The organism is Pleomorphomonas sp. PLEO, from assembly GCF_041320595.1.
Classification (GTDB): domain Bacteria; phylum Pseudomonadota; class Alphaproteobacteria; order Rhizobiales; family Pleomorphomonadaceae; genus Pleomorphomonas.
On sequence record NZ_CP166625.1, the window covers coordinates 1,439,481 to 1,463,607 of the forward strand.

Annotated in this window: 20 protein-coding genes; 6 read left to right on the forward strand and 14 right to left on the reverse strand. The window is 62.6% G+C overall.

Annotated elements, in window-relative coordinates:
* Positions 1-141: 141 nt before the first annotated feature.
* Positions 142-774 (forward strand): TetR/AcrR family transcriptional regulator, encoded by a 633-nt coding sequence (locus tag AB6N07_RS06415; RefSeq protein ID WP_370676974.1) that lies wholly within the window; start codon positions 142-144, stop codon positions 772-774.
* A gap of 66 nt (positions 775-840) precedes the next feature.
* Here AB6N07_RS06415 and AB6N07_RS06420 read toward each other — a convergent pair whose 3' ends face one another.
* Positions 841-1,776, reverse strand: coding sequence for an NmrA family NAD(P)-binding protein (locus tag AB6N07_RS06420; protein WP_370676975.1), 936 nt, complete (start codon positions 1,774-1,776; stop codon positions 841-843).
* 247 nt (positions 1,777-2,023) lie between these two features.
* Between AB6N07_RS06420 and AB6N07_RS06425 the strand changes: the two genes are divergently transcribed.
* Positions 2,024-2,641: a TetR/AcrR family transcriptional regulator gene (locus AB6N07_RS06425; RefSeq protein ID WP_370676976.1), complete on the forward strand. Its 618-nt coding sequence runs from the start codon at positions 2,024-2,026 to the stop codon at positions 2,639-2,641.
* A 470-nt stretch (positions 2,642-3,111) separates the two neighbouring features.
* Positions 3,112-7,410, forward strand: a complete 4,299-nt coding sequence (locus AB6N07_RS06430; protein WP_370676977.1) for an EAL domain-containing protein — start codon at positions 3,112-3,114, stop codon at positions 7,408-7,410.
* A gap of 171 nt (positions 7,411-7,581) precedes the next feature.
* On the opposite strand, the gene AB6N07_RS06435 is transcribed toward AB6N07_RS06430, so the two are convergent.
* The 3 genes from AB6N07_RS06435 to AB6N07_RS06445 all read right to left on the reverse strand — a co-directional run bounded on the left by AB6N07_RS06435 (position 7,582) and on the right by AB6N07_RS06445 (position 10,313).
* Entirely contained in the window at positions 7,582-9,048 is a 1,467-nt protein-coding gene (locus AB6N07_RS06435; RefSeq protein WP_370676978.1) for an ATP-binding protein, read from the reverse strand.
* 131 nt (positions 9,049-9,179) lie between these two features.
* Entirely contained in the window at positions 9,180-9,881 is a 702-nt protein-coding gene (locus tag AB6N07_RS06440) for a response regulator (RefSeq protein ID WP_370676979.1), read from the reverse strand.
* 3 nt (positions 9,882-9,884) lie between these two features.
* A complete protein-coding gene (locus tag AB6N07_RS06445) occupies positions 9,885-10,313 on the reverse strand; it encodes a MarR family winged helix-turn-helix transcriptional regulator (RefSeq protein WP_370676980.1) in 429 nt (142 codons plus the stop codon).
* A gap of 317 nt (positions 10,314-10,630) precedes the next feature.
* On the opposite strand from AB6N07_RS06445, the gene AB6N07_RS06450 reads away from it, so the two are divergent.
* Positions 10,631-11,524, forward strand: a complete 894-nt coding sequence (locus AB6N07_RS06450; protein ID WP_370676981.1) for a branched-chain amino acid aminotransferase — start codon at positions 10,631-10,633, stop codon at positions 11,522-11,524.
* Between the two features lie 80 nt (positions 11,525-11,604).
* Here AB6N07_RS06450 and AB6N07_RS06455 read toward each other — a convergent pair whose 3' ends face one another.
* Together AB6N07_RS06455 and AB6N07_RS06460 are read right to left on the reverse strand one after the other, a co-directional pair.
* Positions 11,605-11,883 carry a hypothetical protein gene (locus AB6N07_RS06455; protein ID WP_370676982.1) on the reverse strand — a complete coding sequence of 93 codons (279 nt, stop codon included), beginning with the start codon at positions 11,881-11,883 and terminating at the stop codon, positions 11,605-11,607.
* Between the two features lie 49 nt (positions 11,884-11,932).
* A complete protein-coding gene (locus tag AB6N07_RS06460; protein WP_370676983.1) occupies positions 11,933-12,319 on the reverse strand; it encodes a hypothetical protein in 387 nt (128 codons plus the stop codon).
* 1,408 nt (positions 12,320-13,727) lie between these two features.
* On the opposite strand from AB6N07_RS06460, the gene AB6N07_RS06465 reads away from it, so the two are divergent.
* Positions 13,728-14,018: an HdeA/HdeB family chaperone gene (locus tag AB6N07_RS06465; protein WP_370676984.1), complete on the forward strand. Its 291-nt coding sequence runs from the start codon at positions 13,728-13,730 to the stop codon at positions 14,016-14,018.
* A gap of 67 nt (positions 14,019-14,085) precedes the next feature.
* On the opposite strand, the gene AB6N07_RS06470 is transcribed toward AB6N07_RS06465, so the two are convergent.
* Both AB6N07_RS06470 and AB6N07_RS06475 read right to left on the reverse strand, forming a co-directional pair.
* Positions 14,086-14,709 (reverse strand): DUF1499 domain-containing protein, encoded by a 624-nt coding sequence (locus tag AB6N07_RS06470; protein WP_370676985.1) that lies wholly within the window; start codon positions 14,707-14,709, stop codon positions 14,086-14,088.
* 12 nt (positions 14,710-14,721) lie between these two features.
* Entirely contained in the window at positions 14,722-15,129 is a 408-nt protein-coding gene (locus AB6N07_RS06475; RefSeq protein ID WP_370676986.1) for a hypothetical protein, read from the reverse strand.
* A 376-nt stretch (positions 15,130-15,505) separates the two neighbouring features.
* Here AB6N07_RS06475 and AB6N07_RS06480 point away from each other — a divergent pair, with 376 nt between their 5' ends.
* A complete protein-coding gene (locus AB6N07_RS06480; protein ID WP_370676987.1) occupies positions 15,506-16,447 on the forward strand; it encodes a GNAT family N-acetyltransferase in 942 nt (313 codons plus the stop codon).
* Positions 16,448-16,480: 33 nt separating this feature from the next.
* On the opposite strand, the gene AB6N07_RS06485 is transcribed toward AB6N07_RS06480, so the two are convergent.
* From AB6N07_RS06485 to AB6N07_RS06510, 6 genes are all read right to left on the reverse strand, one after another.
* Positions 16,481-17,683 (reverse strand): ABC transporter permease, encoded by a 1,203-nt coding sequence (locus tag AB6N07_RS06485; protein ID WP_370676988.1) that lies wholly within the window; start codon positions 17,681-17,683, stop codon positions 16,481-16,483.
* 4 nt (positions 17,684-17,687) lie between these two features.
* Entirely contained in the window at positions 17,688-18,830 is a 1,143-nt protein-coding gene (locus tag AB6N07_RS06490; protein ID WP_370676989.1) for an ABC transporter permease, read from the reverse strand.
* A complete protein-coding gene (locus tag AB6N07_RS06495; protein ID WP_370676990.1) occupies positions 18,830-19,537 on the reverse strand; it encodes an ABC transporter ATP-binding protein in 708 nt (235 codons plus the stop codon). Before AB6N07_RS06495 ends, AB6N07_RS06490 begins: the two co-directional genes overlap by 1 nt.
* A complete protein-coding gene (locus AB6N07_RS06500) occupies positions 19,534-20,640 on the reverse strand; it encodes an efflux RND transporter periplasmic adaptor subunit (protein ID WP_370676991.1) in 1,107 nt (368 codons plus the stop codon). Before AB6N07_RS06500 ends, AB6N07_RS06495 begins: the two co-directional genes overlap by 4 nt.
* A 216-nt stretch (positions 20,641-20,856) precedes the next feature.
* Positions 20,857-22,059 carry a pyridoxal phosphate-dependent aminotransferase gene (locus AB6N07_RS06505; RefSeq protein WP_370676992.1) on the reverse strand — a complete coding sequence of 401 codons (1,203 nt, stop codon included), beginning with the start codon at positions 22,057-22,059 and terminating at the stop codon, positions 20,857-20,859.
* A gap of 397 nt (positions 22,060-22,456) precedes the next feature.
* Positions 22,457-24,127: a methyl-accepting chemotaxis protein gene (locus tag AB6N07_RS06510; RefSeq protein ID WP_370676993.1), complete on the reverse strand. Its 1,671-nt coding sequence runs from the start codon at positions 24,125-24,127 to the stop codon at positions 22,457-22,459.

Here is a 24,127-nt window from a genome sequence, read left to right on the forward strand (position 1 = left end):
TCCAAAAAGTCATCAGTTGATGACTTAATACGAGGGGCTGATTTCACCGTCAATGGCGAAGTGATAGGTAGCTTTGCGGGACGACCGGTCTGCCGATCGGGCTGTAGAGATAGGACACGTGCTTTGGAGGACAGGTCGGGGATGGACGAAGACAGTGGTGCAAAACGCCGGACCGGCCGACGGCCCAAGACGGCGGAATCGGGGCGGACCGCGCTGCTGCGCGCCGCGATGCACCAGTTTTCCCGCAAGGGCTATGACGGCACATCGCTCCGGGCGGTGGCCGATGAGGCCGGCGTCGACATGGCGCTGATCAACCGGCTGTTCGGCTCCAAGGCCGGGCTATGGTCGGCGATGATCGATCTTGCCGCCACCCATGAAAGCCGCGCCGCCGCGCTTAGAGCCATCAAGGACGATACGGGCATGGGGGTGCGGCAGCGCCTCGAACTGTTCATCGACGTGATTGTCGACGTCGCCATCGACCTGCCGGTGTTTCCCGGTCTTCTGTTGCAGGAGGCGTCGACGCCGGGCGAGCGCATGGACATGCTGATCGATCGGCTGATCGGCCCGTTCGGCCAGGACGCCATGCCGCTGATCGAGGACGGCATTCGGCAGAAGGTGATTGCCGATGTGGCGCCGAGCGTCTTCTTCTCGCTGCTGATGAGTTCCGTCACGCTGGCCATGGCAGCGCCTCATCACAGACGGATGATTTCCACTGACCCGGTCGAACTGGCCGAGATCGTCAAAGCGGCGGCGAAAGCGATCTTCCTGCGCTAACGCGGTGAGAGTGTCCGCTGAGATGGTCGCGGGGTAGGCAATGCCCCGCGACCGTTTCACCATGGCCTATGACTTGCGGCGCCAGACCGAAGCGTAGGTCTCGATAAGATCGGCCGGATCGGTTGGCTTGCGACCGGTCAGGCGCTCGATGGTGTCGCTTTCCACGTTCATCTGGCCAAGGCCGATGGCGGCTTCGTTGCTCACCATGTCGTTGCTGCACCAGGGAACAGGCGATTTCGCGCCGTTGTCTTCGCTGGAGCGGGGAATGCCGAGACCGTCGAGATAGGTGTAGAAGGCCTCATCGTCGACCGGCTCGTAGCTGAACGGTATGCCGGAGGCGGCCACGATCATCTCGCAGATCTTTCGCTGGCTGATCGGGCGGCCGCAGACGTCGTAATCGGCGTTGGGCTCGCCCTTGCCGAGCAGCAAGGCGGCGCCGACGCGGCCGCTGTCGTCCTTGGCGACGAAAGTGCCGACGCCTTCGCCGGCGGTGGTCACCCAGCGATTGCCACAGGCCAGGGCCAGCATCACCGCGTTCACGAAGTAATTCTCGAGGTAGAGATTGTTGCGCATGATGTTGAAGGCGAGGCCGGAGTTGCGCAGGTAGGCCTCGGTGAAGGTGTGGTCGGGCAGCACGTACTGGGCGTAGCCCTGCCGGTTGGCGCCGAAAAACGAGGTGTAGGTGAAGTGCTCGATGCCGGCATCGACGGCGGCGTCGATGACGTTGCGGTGCTGGAGCTGACGCGGCAGGCCGATGTAGACGCCGGAGATCATCCATACACGATTGGCGGTCCGGAACACCTCGGTCATCGCTGCGCGGTCATCGTAGCTGGCCGTGGCGATGGTGACGCCTCTCGCTTTCCAGCGTTCGAGCTTGTCGGCGGGAATGCGTGACGGATCTGGGCTGGTGAACACCAGATTCTTGCCGTCGACCGCTTCAAGCATGTTTTCGGCGACCCGGCCACCGAGTTGGCCGTCCGCTCCCATGACCACATAGCGCATGTTCCACCTATCCCGTTCGAGAGCCTGACCGGAAACTCACTGGGGCGGGCATCTAGCTTCGACTTCATCGCCATCTGCCTAGCCACCAGCGAATTTCGGCTCAGTCTCTGAGACCAAAGCCGCGAGACCAGAAGCGATCCCGCTGTCACTTCTCTATAACTAAACCAGTCGGACCAGTTTTGTATTAGGTTGACAGCGTAGGTCGCGCGATTAGGATGCCGAACGGTGATTGGGGCGTGAGGAGCGAATGCGAAAGAGAACGGACGAACGCCGGTTAGCCATCCTGGGGGCGGCGCATCGGGCTTTTGCCGAGGCAGGTTTCCGCAGCAGCACCATCGAAGATATCGCGCGCCGGTTCGGCGGCTCGAAGGCGACCATCTACAGCTACTTTCGCTCCAAGGACGAGCTGTTCGTCGCCGTCACCGAGGCCTTCATCTCCGGGGCGATCCTGGAGGCATTTTCCCTTCTCGACCCGGATGATGAGGACATCGTCGGCAATCTGGCCGTCTTTGGGCAAGCCTATCTCTCCGCCGTCCTCAGAAGCGATGTTCAGGCGCTGAGGTCGATGGTGGTCATCGAGGGGCAGACCACCAGCCTCGCCGCCACGTTTTACGCCAACGGCCCGGCGCGGGCGCAGGGCGATCTGGAGCGGTTCTTCGCCGCTCACCGGCAGGCCGGGCGGATCGCCATGGATCGTCTCGATCTTGGCGCCCGCCGCCTGCTGGCACTGTTGGAAGCCGAGTTCCAGGAAGCCCGCCTGTTCGGCGTGATCGACCCGCCGGGAGCCGAACAAGTTGCCGCCTCCGTCGCCCTGTCGATCGAGGCGTTCCTCAGGATATATCCCCTCCGCGGCGCCGGTGGCTGAACCGGCCGAGGGGCACGCGGAGAAAATGCTTTAATTCAATAGGATAGAGCGCGGCTCGGCGGCGCGCCGCCCCATGCGGGTGTCGCCCAGCCGCCGGGGCGCGGGCCGAGTTCGATGGCACCGCCGGGGGAGGGGCTTGGCCGCTTTACCGTGATCCGCGTGGTCGTCATCGTGTGGATTGTTTGCCGTCTGGTGCTCGGTTCTATGTATTGTTCACATCAAGGCGTTGATCTGCCGGCCCAGGAATGGGTGATATATGCATAGTTCATATGAAGCTTGCGTTGATCGTTCGTCGGTCAATTTTTGTAACGTTACAAACAATGCGGTTGAGCAGTAAAAGCTAGAAAAAATCGGAGTTGGCCAACAAATAGTTGTGCGGAGTTCCCTACCTTAGTTGCGGTAAGTCGAGAGTTGCTTAAATATGGCCTTTCTGCTCCAATTTAGGCTGGGCAGGTTTGGCGGGTGGATGAATGGCTGACGACGAACGCGATGGCTCGGATTCCGACATGGCATATCGGGACGGCGGCGATACGCCAGATCCCAAGCAGGCCGCCTCCAGCAAACCGCGCAAACCGCCAGGGCCGATCAACGAAGATCTTTATTACGTAGGAATCGGCGCCTCGGCCGGCGGTTTGGAGGCTTTGCGGCCGTTTGTCGCCAACCTGCCACCGCAAGCCGACATGACCTATATTATCGCCCAGCACATGTCGCCCGACCACAAGAGCCTGATGGTCGAATTGTTGGCGCGCGAGACCCAGCTTCCCGTTCAGGAAGCGACCAACAACCTCATTCCCCGGCGCGATACGATCTACGTCGCGCCGCCAAATGCCGATATCACCGTCATCAACGGACGCTTCCACATCAGCCGGCCGACCAACACCATCGGTCCCAAACCATCGGTCGACCGCTTCTTCATGAGTCTCGCCGACGACCGGCGCGATCATGCCATCGGCATCGTGCTGTCGGGAACCGGTTCGGATGGCGCCCACGGCGTCAAGGCGATCAAGGCGGCCGGCGGCATTTCGATCGCCCAAGATCCCAAGACGGCCAAATACGATTCCATGCCGCGCGCGGCTATCCGCGTCGGTGGCGCGGATCTGGTGCTGTCGCCCAAGGACGTCGCCAACAAGCTGACGTCGATCGTCCAGTGGCCGCATCGATCGCCGCCGACCGACGACGATGAATCCGATCCGCCGCCTCCGACCGTCCAGGGCATCATCCAGCAGATCGCGTCGCACACGGGAATGGATTTTGCCAATTACAAGGATGCGACGATTTCGCGCCAGATCATGCGGCGCATGGCGGCCCTACAGATCCCCACCGTCGAAGCCTACGGCAAGCATGTCAGCAATCAGCGCGACGAACTGGCGACGCTGGCAAGCAATTTCCTGATCTGCGTGACGTCTTTCTTCCGCGATCCGGATGCCTTCCACATGGTGCGGAAATTCCTGCGCGACCTTTTGAAGAAGAAGCGCCCAGGTGACGAAATCCGCATTTGGATCCCCGGCTGCGCCACCGGCGAGGAAGTCTATTCGGTCGCTATCATCCTCGATGAGGAACTGGGCGAGGCGCGCGACAAATATCGCGTCCAGATTTTCGCGACCGACATCAACGACGAAGCCGTCGCCGTGGCGCGGGCCGGCGTCTATCCGGAGGCGGCGCTCGCCGGGATCGACGCTGACACCATCGGCCGCTATTTCAGCGAACGCGATGGCATGTATGTCATACACAAGTGGCTCCGCGATCGCGTCCTGTTCGCCCGGCAGGATCTGGTGCAAGATCCGCCGTTCCTTCGCATGGACATGGTCAGCTGCCGCAATTTGCTGATCTATTTCAAGGCGGACCTTCAAGACCGCGTCCTCAAGCTGTTTCACTACGCGCTGCGTGACAACGGGATCCTGTTCCTGGGAAAATCGGAGTCTGTGGCTCGCCTCGGCGGCCTGTTCATCGAGCTGGATCGCAAGGGCAAGGTCTACCTCAAACGCCCGATCGCCACGCCGATGATCGCCGGTTTTGCCCGGACACGCGGCTCCACCGGCATGCCGGGCGATACGATGCTGCCGGTCGGCAAAGAGGTGGCACAGCTCAACAGCACCTTGGTGGGGCGCGATCGGCTGTTCGATATCTATGCTCCGCCGAGCATTCTGATGACCGCCGCCGGCGAGATCGTGGAAATCTTCGGAGACTGTTCCGCCTTCCTTGCGGTGCGCACGGGGAGGGCCGATTTCAACGCCTTCTCCCTGATCATCCCAACGGCAAGACCGGAGCTGCGGGCGTTTGCCTATCGCGTGTCGCGCGACAAGCAAACCGTGGTCTCCAGCGCCTTCGAGGTGCTGATCGACGGCAAATCCGAATACATGCGGCTCGCGGTGCATTACTGCGGCGAGAGCGACGCCGAGGAGGCGGCGCTTCTTCTGGTCAGCTTCGAAAAGGCCGAGGGCAGGCAGCCCATCGCGCAGGATGTGACGACACCCGACCTCGAGGCGGTAGAGCGTGTCAAGCAGCTCGAGCATGAGCTGATCCTCAACCGCGAGTATCTTCAGACGGTCATCGAGGAACTGGAAACGGCCAACGAGGAGCTGCAAGCGACCAATGAAGAGGCCCAATCGGCCAACGAGGAATTACAGGCGTCCAATGAGGAACTGGAAACGGCCAACGAGGAGCTTCAGGCTTCAAACGAAGAACTGACCACGGTCAATGACGAGCTGGGATCTCGAACCAGCGAACTGACGGAAGCCTGCGGCGATCTCGCCAATGTCCTGGACAGCCTCGACCACGGAATTATCGTTGTCGACCAGCAATTGGACATTACGCGATACAACTCAATCGCGAGGATTTTCTTCAAACTGCCCCTCGATAGCTTCCCCAATTTCACGCTAGCCCTCACCGGCGTTCCCGTCGCCGAGCTTCTTCCGAGAATCCATAGCGTTCTTCTCAAGCAGAAGATGGAGGAGTTCGAATTCCGCCACGAAAATCGCCGGATCTACCTGTTCCGCTTGGTGCCCTATATCGATGTCAACCGGGGTGCCAAAGCCCAGAGCGTCGTGGTCTGCATTCACGACATCACCGAGAAGAAGGAAGCGGAAGACAAGATCCTGCTGTCGGCGTCGGTGTTCGAAAACGCGCTGGAAGGCACCGTGGTGACGGATGCCAACAACAACATTCTGTCGGTGAATCCGGCCTTCACGCGCATCACCGGCTATAGCGAGGCGGAGGTGATCGGCCGCAATCCCCGCGTGCTGTCCGCCGGGGAACAGTCGCCGGAATTCTACCGGACTATGTGGGACTCCATCAGCCGGACTGGCGTTTGGAAGGGCGAACTCACCAATCGGCGCAAGGATGGCGAGATCTATCCAGAATGGCTGTCGATCTGCGCCGTCAAGTCGGAAGACGGCAGAGTTGTCCGCTACATCGCCGTCTTCAGCGACCTGACGGACGAGAAAAAGGCGCTGCTGACGATCCAGCGGCAGGCCAATTTCGATGCCTTGACCAACCTGCCGAACCGCAGCCTGACGTCGGACCGATTGCAGCAGATGCTGGTGTCGAGCCGCCACAACAACCGCATGTTCGCCGTGTTGTTTATCGATCTCGACCACTTCAAGGACGTCAATGATGCTCTCGGCCACAATGTCGGCGACGTCCTGCTGATCAAGACCGGCGACAGGATCGCAGAAAACTTGCGGGACACCGATACCGTCGGCCGTCTGGGCGGCGACGAGTTCATCGTGCTGTTGAACGATCTCAACGGCATCGACGATATCGTTCCCGTGGTTCGGGGGATTCTGTCTGCCATCGCTCAACCGCTGTCGGCGGCCGGGCATGCCGTTCAGACCTCGGCGAGCATCGGCATCACGGTCTATCCGATGGATGGCGATACGCCTGAAGCGCTGCTGAAGAATGCCGACAGCGCCATGTACGAGGCCAAGAGGCACGGCCGCAATACCTATTGCTTCTTTACCCAGCAGATGCAGGACGAAGCCAACCGGCGCCACTGGATCAGCACCGAGATGGCGGCGGCCATTCAGTCCCGGCAGATGCAACTGTACTTCCAGCCGATCATCCGGATTGCCGACCAGCAGTTGATCGGGGCCGAAGCCCTGCTGAGGTGGCGGCATCCAGCACATGGCTTGATCTCACCGGACGTCTTCATCCCGATCGCCGAGCAGAATGGCTCGATCCTGCAGATCGGCCGATGGGTTTTCGAGCATGGGCTTGAGGCCTGGGAGCAATATTCACGGGGCAATCCCGGCTTGAGCCTGGCATTCAATATGTCGGCGGCCGAATTCGTGTCCCGCGAGCATATTGAGGATCTGCTGTTCCTGCTGAATGGAAGCGGCCTTGCTACTGAGGGAAAGATCAACATCGAGATCACCGAGAGCGTCAAGTTTTCGGACAATGCCGACTATGTTGAAACATTGAACAGGTTCCGCCGCCTCGGATGCGGTGTTGCCATCGACGACTTCGGAACGGGCTTCTCCTCCATCAGCTATCTCAAGAAGATGCCGATCGACGTGGTCAAAATCGATCGCTCCTTCATTCGCGACATCGGCCATAGCGAGGGTGGCGACGCGATGATCCGAGCCTTGATCCAGATGGTCCTGGCCATGTCCAAGAAGTGCGTCGCCGAGGGAGTCGAAACGCGGGAGCAGTTTGAATTCCTGAAGGAGTGCGGCTGTACCTACGCCCAGGGCTTCCTGTTCGGTCGCGCCATGCCGCTGGCCGAATTCGACGCCCAGAGGACAGTCAAAATGCTGCCGCCCGCCGATTGATACCAATTCGCGAAGATGCTGACGCATCCGCTCATTGAGGCCATTGCAGATTTCTCTTTTGCATCAGGGGCATGAGAAATCGGCAAGCAGAATACCAAGAGGCATTTTCAATGCATCTTGGTATGAAACGCCGCCGGCGCACATACCGCGCCGCCGCGCCGGACTCCTGTGTCATGCGGGCAGGCGGATGGTTGCCTTGAGGCCGCCATGCGGGCTGGTGCCGAGTTCGATGTCGCCGCCGTGGCTGCGGGCGACGTCGCGGGCGATGGCAAGCCCGAGGCCAGTGCCGGGAACGTCCTGGTTGCGCGCCGCGTCCAGCCTGTAGAAGGGCCGGAACACCGCCTCCATCTCATCGCCAGGAATGCCGGGGCCATCGTCCTCGATGGTCACCGACAGCCAGCCCTCGCGCCGTTCCCCGGTGACCCACACCGCCGAGCGGCCGTAGCGAGCGGCGTTGCCGACGAGATTGGCGATCAGCCGTCGAAAGGCGGTGGGGCGCAGCGCCAGCGCGCCGTCGCCGGTGAAGGTGAAATTGACCGTCCGTCCGGCCGGGTCCGCCGTCTGGCGCAGGCAGTCGGCGATGGTCGCCTCGACGTCGAGCGGCTGAGGTGCCTCGTCGGCGTCGCCGCGGGCAAAGTCGACGTAGGCCTCCAGCATGGCTTCCATCTCGGCGACGTCGGAACGGAGGTCAGCTGTCTCCTCGCCTTCCGGCAGCAAGGCGAGGCCGAGGCGGAAGCGGGTGAGGATGGTCTTGAGATCGTGGCCGACACCGGCCAGCATGGTGGTGCGCTGTTCGATCTGCCGTTCGAGGCGGCGGCGCATGCCGATGAAGGCGTGGGCGGCCTGCCGCACCTCACGGGCGCCGGAGGGCGCGAAGCCTTCCACCGGGCGTCCACGGCCGAAGGCCTCGGCGGCGGCGGCGAGCCGCTCGATCGGCTTGATCTGGTTGCGCAGGAAGATCAGCGACACCAGCACCAGGAACAGGGCGGTGCCGACCATCCACACCAGGAAGAAGTGCCAGTTGGCGGCGTAGGCGAGGCTGCGGGCGAAATCGACCTTGAGGACTCCGGCATGGACGACCATCCGCACCTCGACGCGGTTGCCGTCGGAGGTGTCGCGGATGGAAAAGGGCATGCGGGAGCGCTTCTGGATGCCCTCGGCGAGCATGCTGTGGACGATGTCGGTCGATGACCGGCGCAGGCGGCCGATCTCGCTGGTCGGCATGATTTCCGCGCTGAGCCCCATCGCCTGGCCGGCCGAGGCGACGAGGTCGGCGCGCTGCGCGTCGGTGAGGTCGGTGTTGTCGGAAATGGCGGCGAGGCCGGCGATAGAGCCGGCAACGGCGTCGGACAGGCGCTGGGTGACCAGGATCCAGTGGCGGTCCATGAACACGCCGGTCAACACGCCGAGCAGGATCAGCATCGGCACGACGACGATGAGCAGCGACCGGCCGAGCAGGCCCTTGGGCAGCGACCGGTTGATGGCATGGCCGGTGCCGATCCAGGCGCGACGGAGAATCAATGGGCTGTTGCGACCGACGAAGACGCGGACACGCCGGATGACGTCATCCAGCCGGTCGAGGCTGGCGGCGACGCGGCCGCGTCGCTCAGTGGTCTCGGGCGCAGGCGTTTCCGTCATTTTCCTCATTCCAATTCGCGAAGATGCTGACGCATCCGCTCATTGAAGTCATTGCCGATTTCTCATTTTTATCAAGGGCATGAGAAATCGGCAAACGGAATACCAAACGGCATTTTCAATGCATCTTGGTATTATTCGAAGCGCAAGCGGTAGCCGACACCGCGCACCGTTTGCAGGAACATGGGGTTGCCGGGGTCGACTTCAATCTTGCGGCGCAGACGGTTGATCTGCACGTCGATGGTGCGTTCGCCAACCTCGCCCGGCTCTCCGGCCAGCGCCTCACGCGACAGCGTGCCGTCGGGGCTGGCAGCGAACTGGCCGAGCAGCTGCCGCTCGCGGTCGGTCAGGCGTACCGGCTCGTCGCCGTCGCAAAGCTCCTCGCGCTTGGCGTTGAAGACGAAGCGGCCGAAGCGGATCTCCTCGCGGGTCAGTGGCGCTTCCGGCAGCGGCCGGCGCTTCAGGATATTGTTGAGGCGGAGGAGTAGCTCGCGCGGCTCGAACGGCTTGGTGAGATAGTCGTCGGCGCCGGCTTCCAGGCCACGGATGCGGTCGGCACCATCCGACTTGGCGGTCAGAAGCAGGATGGGAACATCCTGCTCCGACCTGAGCGCCTGGGTGAGGCTGAGGCCATCCTCGCCCGGCATCATCACGTCGACCACCAGGATATCGAATTCGATGGCCGAGATCTTGCGGCGCGCCTCGGCGGCGTCGGCGGCGGCGGTGACGCGGTAGCCGTTGCCACCGAGGTATTTACCCAGCAACTGGCGGATGCGGCTATCGTCGTCGACCACGAGGACGTGGGTGGCGGCGTCGGCGGGGGCGAGGGAAGCCATCGCTCAGGCCTCCTTCTCGGCCGGGGCACCGGGCGCCCGGGCGTCGATCATGTTGCCGAGGAAGTCGCGCACGGTAGCGCGCGATCCGGCCGGCAGCGTGGCGAGCGCCCGCATGAGGCGCACGTGCTGGCGGGCGGACAGGTCGGAGGCAAGCCGCTCTCCCTTCTCCGAGGCGTAGAGCAGCCGTTCGCGCCGGTCGATCGGGCCGGGGCGCTGCTCGATATAGCCGTCGTCGACCAGCTGTTTCAGGACGCGGCCAAGGCTCTGCTTGGTGATCTGCAGGATGTCCAGAAGGTCGGATACCCGGAGGCCGGGGTTGCGCATGACGAAGTAGACGACGCGGTGGTGGGCTCGGCCATAGCCGATCGCTTCAAGAATGTGGTCGGCCTCGCCGACGAAGTCCCGGTAGGCAAAGAACAAAAGTTCGATCAATTCGAGGTCCAGCTCCTCGCGGTCCCCGCCACCCTGGCGACTCGCAGACGGTTGGTCGGAGGGAGATACAGCCCCAAACGGAAAATTTATGGCAGTCATGTTGACATACTTCGATTCATTTGTTACTTGAATAGCCGTCACGACGAAACGATCGTTCGCACGACGCGGTCGTCACAGATATTCGGCGCCCTCGGCATCCTTTGATCCGCAAGCATAACCGCTTGTCAACGCCGAGGCAAAACGTGTCAGCGTGCGTGCCATACCGTTGTCCGGAAGTGCCGGGCAGCAGAAGAAAAGAAAAGGTCTGGGAGTTCAAGATGGCCAGTGTCCCCTTTGACAGCCGCGACGGTGTGATCTGGTACGACGGCAAGTTCGTCGACTGGAAGGACGCCAAGGTGCATGTTCTGACCCACGCGCTCCACTATGGCAGCGCCGTCTTCGAAGGCGAGCGCGCTTATAGCGGCGAAGTGTACAAGCTTCGGGAGCACAGCCAGCGCCTGATCAGCTCGGCCGAGATCCTCGGTTTCAAGCTGCCCTACAGCCTTGAAGAGATCGAGGCGGCGACCAACGCGACGCTCGCCCGCTCGGGCCTCGTCGATGCCTACGTCCGGCCGATCGCCTGGCGCGGCTCGGAGAATATGGGTGTCGCCGCTCCCAACAACACCATCCACATGGCCATCGCCGTCTGGGAGTGGCCGAGCTATTTCAGCCCCGCCGAGAAGCTGAAAGGTATCCGCCTGACCTGGGCGCCCTATCGCCGCCCCGACCCCTTGACCATCCCCTGCAAGTCGAAGGCGGCCGGTCTTTACATGATCTGCACCATCTCCAAGCACGCGGCCGAGGCGCAGGGCTATACCGACGCCCTGATGCTCGACTATCGCGGCTATGTGGCGGAATCGACCGGCGCCAATATCGTCTTCGTTCGCGATGGCGAACTGCACACGCCCGATCCGGACTGCTTCCTCGACAGCATCACCCGCCAGTCGGTGGAAGCGATTGCTGCCCGTCACGGCATCAAGGTCAACCGCCGGCACATCCTGCCGGAGGAGCTTGCGACCTTCACCGAGGCGTTCCTGGTTGGTACCGCCGCCGAGGTGACGCCGATCTCCGAGATCGGCGAGTATCGCTTCAAGCCGGCGGCGATCAGCGAACTGCTGATGCACGCCTATCTCGACGAAGTGCAGCCGAAGAAGGTCGCCGCCGCCGAGTAATCAGGCGGTTCACCCAATACACAACAACCCCGTCGCGCCGATGCGTGGCGGGGTTTTCCATTGCGCGTTTTCAGGGAGGATTAGCGATACCAGATCGGCCCGGTGAACAGCCTGCGGACCGTGAAGATGCCGAGCCCAAGGGCGATCATAACGGCAAGCCAGAACGCCATTCCCATGCCTTGAAAATAGAGCAGAATGGCCAGAACGGCGGCCAGGGGAGCCAGAAAGCCGATCATGAGCAGGAAAGCGAGCCCTCGGGATTGCCGGTTGAAGTATAGGTAGCCTTTCTCCGCGCCGCATGCATGGCAGACGAAGCCGCGTTCTGATATCGCGGTCAAACAATATGGGCAGTGCGCCATTTCGTACCCTGTATTAATATAGAAATTTAGCGGACCGGCTTTGTCTCGCTCAGTAGTATTCTCTGGTTTTAATTAGATCCAAATTCTGGCTGCATTTGTCCAATTCGTATCCATGTGTGGATTCTATATCAGATTTGACCCATGTAGTCTGAAATAAAGATTCCAGATAAGCTTCGAGTTCTATCAATTTTTGAAGCAAGGCGCGGCGCGCAGTTCTTCCTTCTTCGGTAATGGCCGGAATCTTGAGAACGCAATCAACGCTGGTTCGAAACTGCTTCTCTAGGCTATCAGCTGCGTCGTCACCGATACATAAAGACCCGGCAAGCCTAACACGATGGGCGAGCGACGCGCAAACGGCTTGGATATCTTGATCTAGCTGACCAAGCTGTTCGGACAGTACGGCCCCGCGTCTTCTTTGTATTTTTGGATGCATCATATCCTCGAAACATTTATTTTTTAGATATAATTAAACGCGTCGCACGCTTATATTGCGTGAATTTGATCTAGTCGCGATCTTGATAGTCATTTTTTTCTAAAATTAAATTTATTTACATCGAATGCCGTAACATTTTTTGGGCCTATTTTTTTGAGTACTTATTTTACGAATAGTTCTTTGAGTCCATAATTGGATGTAGCCAACTGCAAAAAAATAGCCCCCAGGATAACCCTGAGTGCTTACTGGCTATACAATATATGTTGCCTAAAAGGTGCAACGACGCCTTCGCGTCAACGCTATTGCACAATTTAGCTGGCGCCGAATTCTATGTTACGAGGAGAATTTTGCGCCCAATAAACGTTTTCCAAGACACATGAACGAACCTATTTGAAAATCATCACCGCCGAACGCCAATATAAAGCGAAGCGACCAATCCCCCAACCGTTCAACGGGATAGACACCCGCCGACTTTCACTGCGCCATAATCATGTCGCTGCGTCGATAGACATAGGTATATATGCTAGGGTGAATGCTTGCAAGTGCGCCACGCCTCGTTTTCGAGATGTTCGTGGAACCTGATACGCGTTAGATTCGATAACAAAGAAAATAATTCTATTATGCCCCGCAGGGGCATTGAGCATCTTGTTTGCGATATTGCCTTCTGGCCCCGGCCGGTTCCGGGGACGAGATGATCGAGCCCCGCGCATGGGGAAAACCGCCCATCAGCGCTTCCGATCCCAGGGACAGCGAGGCGGGCAAATTTTACAACACGCCGGACGCTGGGATGTTTGCGCCCGAGCTGTTGAGACCGACAATCGACCGGCTCGCCGCTTGCTGATCGGCGGCAAACGGGATTTCCCGAGAGGTCAGCTCTTGGCGGCCGCCTGCCGTTTCAGGACATCGAGGCAAGCCGCCGACAGCTCGCCTTTGTGATCGGCAAAGCATTGGCGCAGCTGTTCGGTTCCCGGCTGGAAGTCGCTGCAAAAGCGCCGGTAGTCGGCAGAGCAGGCGCGGCGCATTTCCATGCGCGAGGGGGAGCGGCCGGGGCGGCCGTTTGCGCCACCGCCGCCGAGGCGGACAGGCAGAGAAGGGCAACGGATACGATGCGAAGCAGCATGTTTACCTCCCTTTGCGGCACCGCCGTCTGGCGCCGATTGTATGGATGGCCGCCACGGCGCCAATGAGCATAAAGGCAAGGCGTTGGGACGACAATCGCGGCTGCGATCACTCGGGTGGAGCTGCTTTCACCGCCGGTCGAACGTTTTGGCCCGCAGCCATTGCCCTCGGGAATGGGGCTCTCGGCTCAAGGTCACGCGCTTTCACCAAGCCGCAAGTATTGCATGATATGAAGGATCAGCTGGCGATGGCGGGCGCAATAGCTCGCGGCCGGCTGGGGGAAGGGCATTTCATGAAATCAACACTCGTCGCCGCCGGCATCGGCGCGCTGTTCGCCGTTTTGCCGACGCTGGCCATGGCCGGTGAAAAGGTCGACATGGCCGAGCTCACCTGCAAGCAGTTTCTCGCCGATGAGGAAGGCATTCTGCCGACCGTCATCTGGATCGACGGTTATCTCAGCCACCAGAGCGGCAACACGGAGATCGACATGGATCAGTTGGTCGCCAACGTGAAGCAGATCGCTGGCGATTGCGCCGGTGAGCCCGACAAGAAGATCATGGACATGGTACCGGCAGACGAATAGTCCGCCGCTGACTGTCCACGCTTGATCAAGGAACCGCTCCCTGGCCGCTGGCCGGCGAGCGGTTCTTTCATTTTGAGGGGGCAGGTTTGGCGGGCGCAGGTTTGGCGGGTGCCGGTTTGGCTGGTCCGATTTGGTCGGGCTGGGCGTGCGCGAGGGGCGTCGTTGCCGCCAGTTGGGCGTCGATGGCGGCGATCAGCGCCACGACGTTGGCGGTGTTGCGACCGAGGTCGTAGTAGCCGATCTGGCTGCGCGAGTAGATGTAGAGGAAGGAACCGCCGCCGCGCGCGGGCGTGATCATCAGCGACAATGTCGAAGGCATGCGCAGGGCGGGTGAGAAGACGATCGCTCGGAGGCGGGTATTGACCGGATTGGCGCCGACCACGCGCACCTTGCCCGGCAGGCGCCTCACGACTTTCTCGGTGACGGCGAACAGGGCGGCCGGCGGCAGGTCGTACCGGCGCGTCTCGATGTCGGGGATGCCCTTCAGGCAATCATCCGCCGGGCAGGCGAGGCTGTCATTGAGCTTGCCGGTGCGCGAGGGCACCGAAAAATCATAGGGTCCGAGATCAGGCGAGCCGAACACCGCGTCCCAGCTGGCTTCTCGGCCGTAGGTGTTGAAGGCCAGCACCAGGAGCAGGATCGCCCCAAAGAGGGCCGCGAGCACCAAACCGAGGAAACGCAGAGGGGACATTGGATACCGAGGTCATGAGCGCGGACGATCCCAGCTTTTAACGCGATTGAACAGGGCGCGCCAGAGGTCGGCCGATACCGTTAACCAGCCGGCCAGCACCGCCATCACGACGATCATTGCAAGGCTGCCCGACGGGCCGCCGGTCGGCGCGACGGAGTAGCTGATGTCGCGCGGCAACGCCGTCACGTAGGGAACCGGATTGCCGACGGGGTGGATGGCGCCGGTCGTGGTGTCGAGCGTGGCAATGGCCGGCGAAACTTCGGCCGCTCTCACCGGCGACAGGCTGGCGAACAGCAGCGTCACCGCCAGGATCAGCGAGGTGGCGACGGCGACGACGATCGAGGCCCCGGCGCCGACGGAGAGTTCGTGGCCGTGTCCGGTCGTGGTGTTGAAGGGGGTATCGTCGATCTTGTCGCTCATCGTTCTCGTCCTTGCCGCTTCGGTTGCCGGCCGGGCCTTCGGTCGGTGACTTTCGATGGCGATAGAAATGCCTTGGGAATGGGTCGCGTCGATGCCGGGATTGAGGTCGGTGACGGGAAATGTCGTGGCGATTTCGTGGCGGGGTTAACACTTGACCGGTGGAGGGCTGGTGGATAAGACGAAGGATTACCGAATATCCATTTCTTTCAGATGGTTGAGTGGCGACGGGTGCGAAACATGGTTAACGCCGCGTAAAGGTGAAAGGTCGCTTTTTCAGCGTCGCTCCGGCACCGAACGCGTCGGGTTGGGCGTCGATGCAGTTGCTTTTCATGCTATTAGTTGTATCATGCAACTATATCCGAGGGGAGCTGCCGACGTGAATGCCGATCCCGCTGTTATCGAGGAGATTCGCGCCCTGTCACGGGCGATGGTTCGCGCCTGGGGTTTCATGGGCGGAGAGTTCGCCGGCACCGATCTGTCGCCGTCGGCGGTGCATGCGCTGATCGAGATCGAAAAGGGCGGCGTCACGGCACGTGAGCTGGGCGTCCGCCTCCACCTCGAAAAGTCGAGCGTCAGCCGGATGCTGCGCAAACTGGTGAGTTGCGGCGATGTCAAGGAGATGGCCGCCGAGACCGATGGCCGCGTCAAGCTGCTGTCGCTCACCGCTGCCGGCAAAGCGCGCGTGGCAGCCATCCATGCCTTCGCGCGCCAGCAGGTGGAAAATGCGCTGGGTCGCCTTGGAGAAGGTGAGGATCGCACCGTTTTGGCGGGGCTGCGCTTTTACAGCAAGGCGCAGGGGGCTCTGGCGAACGGGGAGGGCGCTGGTCGGTCCCCGGAGATCGTCCCCGGCTATCATCCAGGTCTGATTGCCCGCGTCACCGAGATGCACGTGCGCTACTATGGGCGCGAGCACGGGCTTGGCCAGCGTTTCGAGGCGCTGGTAGCCGGCGGGCTAGCCGAGTTCTGCATCCGTCTGGACAGACCGAACAACGCCATCTGGACGTTGCGGCAAGACGGTGAAATCGTCGGCTCGCTGGCCATCGACGGTGAGGATCTTCCAGGCAATATCGCCCATCTGCGCTGGTTCATCGTCGCCGACGGCGCGCGGGGCGGTGGTGCCGGGAAAAGGCTGCTGGACGCGGCGCTGGCCTTTGCCGACGGGTGGGGCTTTGCCGAGACGCATCTGTCGACCTTTTCGGGCCTTAATGCCGCCCGCCATCTTTATGAATCGCGGGGCTTCGAGCTCACGCAAGAGCAAGCCGGCGCCCAATGGGGCAAGGAGCTTCTGGAGCAGCGCTTCGTGAGGCGCCTCCCATAAGAGACTGTCCCATCCGAATCGGCTTGCGTTGCATCAGCCACGCGCGCGGAGCGCCGCCGTCAGTGGAAGCCGTGCCGCGGCCAGGGCCGGCAGAGCTCCACCGACCATTCCGATGGCCAGCCCAAGAAGACCGCCCGTCAGCATCACGTCGCCGGCGACGGAGAGCTGGAATGCCATGCGGGCATTGTTCGCCCCGATCGTGCTCGCCTGCCAGCCATTGAAGGCGGCCCAGGAGGCTGCGATGCCGATGGCGGCCCCGAACAGCGAAAGCAGCATCGCTTCGATCCAGGTCGACACGAAAGCGGCCAGACGGCCGAAGCCCAGCGCGCGCAGGGTGGCGATTTCGACCGTCCGGTCGGCGACCGAGCTCATCATGGTATTGAGTGCTCCGGCACTGGCACCGATCGCCATCAACAGCGCCAGCGGCCAGCCGAACAGGCGAATGAGGTCGGCGGTGCGCCCCGACTGGGCGGCATAGAGGTCGGCTTCGGAAATGGCGATCAGCGGTGTCCCGGTCATGGCCGAGAGCGCGCTTTTCAAGGCTGTGATGGACGTGGGACTTTCGAGCCGAAGTCGCAGCGTCTGCACCTCACCCTGCCGGTCGAAGCTGGCGCGGACGGCGTCGAGGTCGGCCCAGATTTCCGATTCGAAGGCGCTGCCGCCGGCGGTGAAATGCCCGCTCACCGTCCACACCATCGCGCCGAGCCGCACCTTGTCGCCGACGCCAAAGCCGGGGAATTCCTTGGCCAGCCGGTCGCCGACCACGATTTCGCGGCTGCCTTGGCCGAACATATGCCCGGCCGAGAGCGTGATGCCGTCGCGTAGCGATGGTCCGGACAGGTCCATGCCGCGCAGTGCCAAGGTCCGCCCGGCTTCTTCTCCGGGCGGCCGGACGTCGACGGAGACGACGATTTCCCGCGACGAGACGAGGTTGCGGGCCGCATCGCGAACCACGCCGAGATCGTCCCGCTTCGCCTCGATGGCGCGGATCGCGTCCGGTGGAATGTCCGAACCGGTTTCCTGATTGGTGCCGCCGCCGAGAACAACGGCGACGGCGGGGGAGCCGGCGCCTTTCAGCGCCTGCTCGAAGCCCTTGGCCATGGACAGGAAGCCGGTGAGAACCATGACGACGAGAGCGACCGCAAGCCCCATCGACAGGGAGATGGCAAGCCGGCGCGGCAGGCTGAGGAGGTTGGCACGAACCATCACGAGGGTTTGCCGGGTGGCGGAAGACATGAGTTCACCTCGTTCTGAAGGCAGCGGTGACGGGGGTGCGCATGGCGTTGATCGCCGGCAGCGCGCCGGTGACGAGGCCAAGGCCGAGGATAAGAGCCAAGGCCTTGGCGAGGACCAAGGCGGAGAAGACGAGGCCGAGCGCCGGGCCGGCCAGTTCGGTGGCAAGCCTTGCGCAGGCAAGGCCGACGCCACCACCGACGAGGAAGACGAAAAGCGTTTCGCTGAGCACGAGCACAAGCAGGGCCCCGCGCGAAAAGCCCAACGTTTTCAGAAGGCCGATCTCGAAGGTGCGTTCACGCATGGCGAACACCATGGTGTTGACGACGATCAGCAGCAGCGTCACGAAACTGGCGCCGACAACCAGATCGACGATCAGGCCGACGTCGGCATATTGGCGGAGAAAGGCGTCGAGAAACTGCTTTTCCGATTGCGTCCGCGTCGGAGCGGCGGAGTTGGCGAACCCCGCGTCGATGCGGGCTGCGAGTTCCCCCGGCGGCACGCCATGGCGGGGGCGGACGACGAAGGCGTCGGCCGTGTCCTTGTCGCGGGCCCGCGCCGCGTTGACGTAATCATAACGGGCGATGATGAAATAGGTATCGGTGCTGGCGTTCTCGCCCTCGAAAATGCCGGCGATCTCGAAGCGCCAATTGTGGCCGCCGTCCTCCCTGGCGGTCTGAGGCGTGGTGACGGTGATGCGCTGGCCGACGCTCCAGCCCTGAGTTTCGGCCAATGCCCGGCCGACCAGCACCCGGTCGCGTGCCGCGCCGATCGCGTCCACCAGATCCGGCGTCAGGCCGAGTTCCTTACCGTTGATCGTCAAGAGCGCCCGAGGGTCGGTCGCGCTGACGGCGACCACGTTCTTTTCCACGTCGACGAAGCCGCGCAGGCGCGTGGTCGAGGTGACCGCCGCGACGCCGGGATCGCCGGCGATGCGGGCCATGGACGCCAGCGGTAATGGTTGTGTCCGCCCCGCGGCGCTCATCACGCCGAGGAGGACGTCGCTGGCGCCACCCGATCCTTGCGAGCCGGCCAGAAAGCTGGACGTTAGTCCATAGATCAGGAAGGCCACGGCGACGCAGACCATCAGCAGCAGGGTGCGGAACGGCTTGCGTCCGGCATTTTTCCTGGCAAGTCCAAGGAAAGTCATCAGGCGGCGCTCCTCTCTTCGGCGAATTGCCCCTTGTCGAGGCGCAGGGTTCGCCCGGCGTGCTGGGCGGCTTGCGGATCGTGCGTCACCATGACGATCGTCTTGCCCAGGTCCCGGTTGAGGAAGCCGAGCATGGCCAGAACCTCGTCGGCGGACTTGCGATCGAGATCGCCGGTGGGCTCGTCGCAGAGCAGCAGACCTGGGTCGGTGACGATGGCGCGGGCGATGCCGACCCGCTGTTGCTGGCCGCCGGACATCAGGGACGGATATTGTTTCCCGCGCTCGGCGAGGCCGACGAGATCGAGCACCTTGTCGATCCGCAGGCGTCGTTCTCTCGCCGAAAGGGGCTTGAGCAGCAGCGGCAGTTCCACGTTCTCCGCCGCCGTCAACATCGGCAGCAGATTGTAGAACTGGAAGACGATCCCGAGGTTATGGGCGCGCCATGACGACCGGCCGGACTCGCCCATCTGGTCGAGGCGGATGCCGCCGATGCTGAGGCTGCCGCCGTCCGGGCTGTCGATGCCGGCGAGCATGTTGAGCAGTGTGGACTTGCCCGATCCGGAGGGCCCCATGATGGCGACGAATTCGCCGCCGGCAATGGTGAGGTCGAGGCCGGAGAAGATCGAAATCGTCTCCCTGCCGATGCGGTAGCCCTTCCGGATGCCTTTCAAGTCGATATAGGGCCTATTGTCGCGTTTCTCGGTCATTGATCGATGGCTCCTTGTGGGGTGTCGGCGGTGGTGAGGCGGATGCGCGCGGCCATGCCGGGGCGGATGCCCTCCGGTGGCGCCTTGGGAAGAAGGCGCAGGCCGATCGTGCCCTTGTCGGGGGAGACGGCAGGTGCCAGCCGCAGAATTTCGACTGGGAACGGCCGATCGGGAAAGCCGTCGAGCACCGCTTCGCCGCTAAGGCCGGGCCGAAGGGCGGACATATTGGTTTCGGCGACGTCGGCCTCGATCTCCATGCTGCTCGTGTCGACGATGGTCAGCAGGCTCTGGCTCTCACGGACGCTGTCGGCGCGTTCGAGAACGGTATCGCCAACATGCGCGCCGAGCCGTGTGACGACGCCGGCGATCGGCGCCCGGATGGTCAGGGCGCCGACCTGTTCCTCGGCCTCGCGAACGGCCAGGGATGCCTTGTCCAGGTCCTGCCGCGCCTGAGCGACATCGTTTTGCGCACTCGCCCACGTGGTCCGCGCGTCTTCGACGTCCTGCTTGGAGAGGACGCCGGCCAGCGTCTCCTTGCGCTTCAGGGAAGATTGCGCCTGATCGCCGGTGATGCGTTTTGCCGCCAGAACGAGTTCGGCCGATGCCTCCTCGATTTTCGCCTGTTCGAGGGAAAAGCGGGCGCTGGCATCGTCGAGGGTCACCAGCACCTGACCGGCCACGACGGGATCGCCGAGATCGACGGCGATGCTGGTGATCTGTCCCTGGTATTTGGAAAAGACCGCCGTGGAGCGCGGTGCGATCAAATAGCCCGAGCCGGTTACCTCGCGGATGGGGACAGGCTGTGCTCGGGTGGCTGGGGCCTCGGCGGTTCGCGTGGTCGCCTGTCCGGACGACGCGCCGCTGGTCGCTCCAGTCTCGGATGGGACTTCGAGGCGAGCCGCATCCGGGAACAGCGCTTTGATCTTCTCCGACGCTGGTGACCAGAGCAGGACGGCAAGCGCGGTGGCGCCAACCAGGAGCGCGCCGAAGGCGAGGGCAATCCGTCGGCCGGTGGTCGGCGGAGGTGTGGTGGCCGAGGCATTGGGGGAAAGCGACCTGAGCGTTTCGGCGAGTTTGCGGTCGTGTTCGGTGATCGTGTTCATGCCCAAAGCATGACCGTTCCCACCGCGCATTCGACCTCAAACGCATTCCAGGTCGGACTGAAACGCGTTTTCGTACCTGTTGCGCACCCTCACCATGGCTTGGCGGAATATCTCCCGCCCCGCAGATATGAAAACGGCCCGGCAGGCGCCGAGCCGTTCTGTAGATGTCAGGGCCGCTTCAAGCTTCAGCGGCTATCGTGCTTCCTGCCCGGATACTTACGACACCGAGGCGGCGAAGCGCTGGATGCGGATGCAGGCTTCCTCGAGGTCTTTGGTCGCCGTGGCGTAGGAGATGCGGAAGTTGGGGCCGAGGCCGAAGGCCGAGCCCTGCACCACCGCGACGCCTTCCGACTCCAGGAGTTCGGTGACGAAGTCGTCGTCGGAGGTGATCACCTTGCCGGCGGCCGTCTTCTTGCCGATCAGGCCGGCGCAGGACGGGTAGACGTAGAAGGCGCCTTCCGGCGTCGGGCAGTGGATGCCGCGCGCCTGGTTCAGCATGGACACCACGAGGTCGCGGCGCTCCTTGAACACCTTGTTGTTCTCGGCAATGAAGTGCTGCGGGCCGGTGAGGGCTTCGAGCGCCGCGTATTGCGAGATCGACGAGGGGTTGGAGGTCGACTGCGACTGGATGGTGGCGATGGCCTTGATCAGCTCGGCCGGTCCGCCGGCGTAGCCGATGCGCCAGCCGGTCATGCAATAGGCCTTGGACACGCCGTTGACGGTCAGCGTGCGCGACAGCAGCGACGGCTCGATCTGAGCGGGCGTTGTGAACACGAAGTCGTCGTAGACGAGGTGCTCATACATGTCGTCGGTCATGATCCAGACCTGCGGGTGGCGGACCAGCACGTCGGTCAGCGCCTTCAGCTCGTCGCGGGTGTAGGCCGAGCCCGACGGGTTGGACGGCGAGTTGAAGATGAACCACTTCGTCTTGGGGGTGATCGCCTTCTCAAGCGCCGCGGCGGTAAGCTTGAAGTTGGTTTCGATCGTCGCCTCGACGAAGGTGGGGGTGCCACCGGCCAGCAGCACCATGTCCGGATAGCTCACCCAGTAGGGAGCCGGGATCAGCACCTCGTCGCCGGGGTTCAGCGTCGCCATCAGCGCGTTGTAGAGCACCTGCTTGCCGCCGGTGCCGACGGTGATCTCGGCCGGCTTGTAGACAAGGCCATTCTCGCGCTTGAACTTGTCGACGATCGCCGTCTTCAGCTCGGGGATGCCGTCGACCGCCGTGTATTTCGTCTTGCCGTCACGGATCGCCTTGATGGCGGCTTCCTTGATGTTGTCCGGGGTGTCGAAGTCCGGCTCGCCGGCACCGAGGCCAATGACGTCGCGACCGGCTGCCTTGAGCTCACGCGCCTTATTGGTCACGGCGATGGTGGCAGAGGGCTTCACACGGGCGAGCGACTGGGCAAGAAAAGACATGGAAGGGCGTCTCCAAACGCTGGGACAGATCAATCGTATCGGTTTAAATACGACCTTCTTGCTCTATTGCGGCGCGCCGGCTTGCGCAAGATCAAACCGCGCCGAGAACGTTCTGCGATGGGGGTTCTTGCTTGGAATGTGAGGCCTTTTGGCCAATCGTCCGGGCGCCAGCAACAGGCTTGGCGCCGTGCTCGCGTACAGCCGGTGGCGACGAGGCCTCGGCGGGCGGCAAGCACAGGCTCTTTCCCGCGTGGTCGTGGCGACGCCGATCGCCCTCAGTGATGACCCAGAGCTTTTCCGGTGAAATCCGGTTCACCCGAAAATCTCTGTCTCTTTGTTTTCCGCAATTTCGGAGGCAAAACCGGTTCCCACTTTTGCTGAAATTGCTCTCGTGGGATCAGGCGGCCCGGATGCCGTCGAGCAGGGCCTTGAACTGCTCCTTCAGGTGCGTGGCGTTGACGGCCAGCATCTGGGAGGTCGCTTGCATCTTGTCGGCGCCGCTGCCGGTTTCGGCGGCATTGCGATAGACGGTCTCGACACGCCGGACGACGCCATTGGTACCGTTGGCCACCTCGGTAATCGACCGGGCGATCTCCTGCGTCGCCGCCTGCTGTTCCTCGGCGGCGGCTGCCACTTCGTTGGAGGCGGTGTGCATGCGCTTGATGGCTTCGCCGATGCCCTTGATGTTGCCGACGGCATTGTGGGTGGAGGCCTGCAGCTGATCGATTTGGGCGGAAATTTCCTCGGTCGCCTTGGCGGTCTGGTTGGCCAGCGTCTTCACTTCCTGCGCCACGACGGCGAAGCCCTTGCCGGACTCGCCGGCGCGGGCCGCTTCGATGGTGGCATTGAGCGCGAGGAGGTTGGTCTGCTCGGCGATGCCACGGATCAGCTGGACGATGTCGCCAATGGTCTGGGAACCGGTGGCCAGCGTCTGGACGTCATGATCGGTTCGGTCGACCTGGCCCACCGCTTCGGCGGCGAGGCGGGAGGCCGTTGCGATGCGCTCGCCGATTTCGCGGGCGCTGGTCGCCAGCTCCTCGGTGGCGCCGGCCACCGTCTGGACGTTGTCGGTGGTCTGACCCGCTTCATGCGACAGTTCGCCGGCGGCGTCGCGCGTCTCGCCGGCACTGCCGGACATGGCGGCGGCTGTCACCTGCATGTCGGTGGCGGCGATCGACAAGGACGAGACGAGTTCGCCGACTTGCCGTTCAAAATTGGCGGCGATCTCGTTCATCATGCGCCGACGTTCCCCGGCGAGCTGGCTATCGCGTTGTTCCGCCTCCTTTTGAAGGCGCTGGCGCTCGGCGAGGTCGTTGCGGAAACTGGTGACGGCTTCGATCATGGCGCCGATTTCATCGCGCCTGAGAGCGTCGGGCAGCGCGACGGCAAGGTTGCCGCCGGCCATGGAATGCATGGCAGTGGTGATGGCGACGATCGGCCGGGCAATGCCGCGATTGGCGAGCAACAGGCTGACGCCCATGCCGAGAATGGTGGCAGCGGCGGCGGAAATCACCAGTACTAGGGCGGCGCGGTCAGCCAGAGCGCCGGCATCGGCGCGGGCGGCGGCCATCTTGTCGGAGGAGTAGGTGCTGTAGACCTTCACCTTGGCGGTCACGTCCTTCTGGCCGTCCAGCGCCTTGCCGAGGGCGGTTGCGACGGCGGCCGGATCGCCGGTTGTCGCGACATCGACCATCGCATCGATCGCCGTGAAATAGGTCTGAAGCGAGGTGCGGATGTCCGAAAGCTGGGTCTTCTCGCTGTCGTCTGCGACGGCTTCGAGCTTGGGCAGGCGGGCCAGCATCTCGGATGAGCGCTTGGCGGCCTCTGCCTTGAAATCGGCCGCTTTTTCAGGGGCCTGCGCCAACTGATAGGTCATGCGGCTGATAGCGATGATGTCGATGCGTAGATCCATTGCCTCGCGAGCGGCCTCTTCCGAGCGGCCGACGTTGGTGTAGGTCTCGGTCGTCGATTTGAGCTCGATCCAGCCAAGGACGGCGATAGCTACTGCAACGAGGCCGACCAAAAGGACGACGGCAAGGATCTTCCGAGCAATCGAAAGGTTTTTCAT

Coding starts and splice junctions, on each gene's coding strand:
- AB6N07_RS06415 (WP_370676974.1), top strand. CDS start 142: ATGGACGAAGACAGTGGTGCAAAACGCCGGACCGGCCGACGGCCCAAG.
- AB6N07_RS06425 (WP_370676976.1), top strand. CDS start 2,024: ATGCGAAAGAGAACGGACGAACGCCGGTTAGCCATCCTGGGGGCGGCG.
- AB6N07_RS06510 (WP_370676993.1), bottom strand. CDS start 24,127: ATGAAAAACCTTTCGATTGCTCGGAAGATCCTTGCCGTCGTCCTTTTG.
- AB6N07_RS06495 (WP_370676990.1), bottom strand. CDS start 19,537: ATGACCGAGAAACGCGACAATAGGCCCTATATCGACTTGAAAGGCATC.
- AB6N07_RS06490 (WP_370676989.1), bottom strand. CDS start 18,830: ATGACTTTCCTTGGACTTGCCAGGAAAAATGCCGGACGCAAGCCGTTC.
- AB6N07_RS06505 (WP_370676992.1), bottom strand. CDS start 22,059: ATGTCTTTTCTTGCCCAGTCGCTCGCCCGTGTGAAGCCCTCTGCCACC.
- AB6N07_RS06465 (WP_370676984.1), top strand. CDS start 13,728: ATGAAATCAACACTCGTCGCCGCCGGCATCGGCGCGCTGTTCGCCGTT.
- AB6N07_RS06500 (WP_370676991.1), bottom strand. CDS start 20,640: ATGAACACGATCACCGAACACGACCGCAAACTCGCCGAAACGCTCAGG.
- AB6N07_RS06470 (WP_370676985.1), bottom strand. CDS start 14,709: ATGTCCCCTCTGCGTTTCCTCGGTTTGGTGCTCGCGGCCCTCTTTGGG.
- AB6N07_RS06440 (WP_370676979.1), bottom strand. CDS start 9,881: ATGGCTTCCCTCGCCCCCGCCGACGCCGCCACCCACGTCCTCGTGGTC.
- AB6N07_RS06485 (WP_370676988.1), bottom strand. CDS start 17,683: ATGTCTTCCGCCACCCGGCAAACCCTCGTGATGGTTCGTGCCAACCTC.
- AB6N07_RS06450 (WP_370676981.1), top strand. CDS start 10,631: ATGGCCAGTGTCCCCTTTGACAGCCGCGACGGTGTGATCTGGTACGAC.
- AB6N07_RS06420 (WP_370676975.1), bottom strand. CDS start 1,776: ATGCGCTATGTGGTCATGGGAGCGGACGGCCAACTCGGTGGCCGGGTC.
- AB6N07_RS06455 (WP_370676982.1), bottom strand. CDS start 11,883: ATGGCGCACTGCCCATATTGTTTGACCGCGATATCAGAACGCGGCTTC.
- AB6N07_RS06475 (WP_370676986.1), bottom strand. CDS start 15,129: ATGAGCGACAAGATCGACGATACCCCCTTCAACACCACGACCGGACAC.
- AB6N07_RS06435 (WP_370676978.1), bottom strand. CDS start 9,048: ATGACGGAAACGCCTGCGCCCGAGACCACTGAGCGACGCGGCCGCGTC.
- AB6N07_RS06460 (WP_370676983.1), bottom strand. CDS start 12,319: ATGATGCATCCAAAAATACAAAGAAGACGCGGGGCCGTACTGTCCGAA.
- AB6N07_RS06430 (WP_370676977.1), top strand. CDS start 3,112: ATGGCTGACGACGAACGCGATGGCTCGGATTCCGACATGGCATATCGG.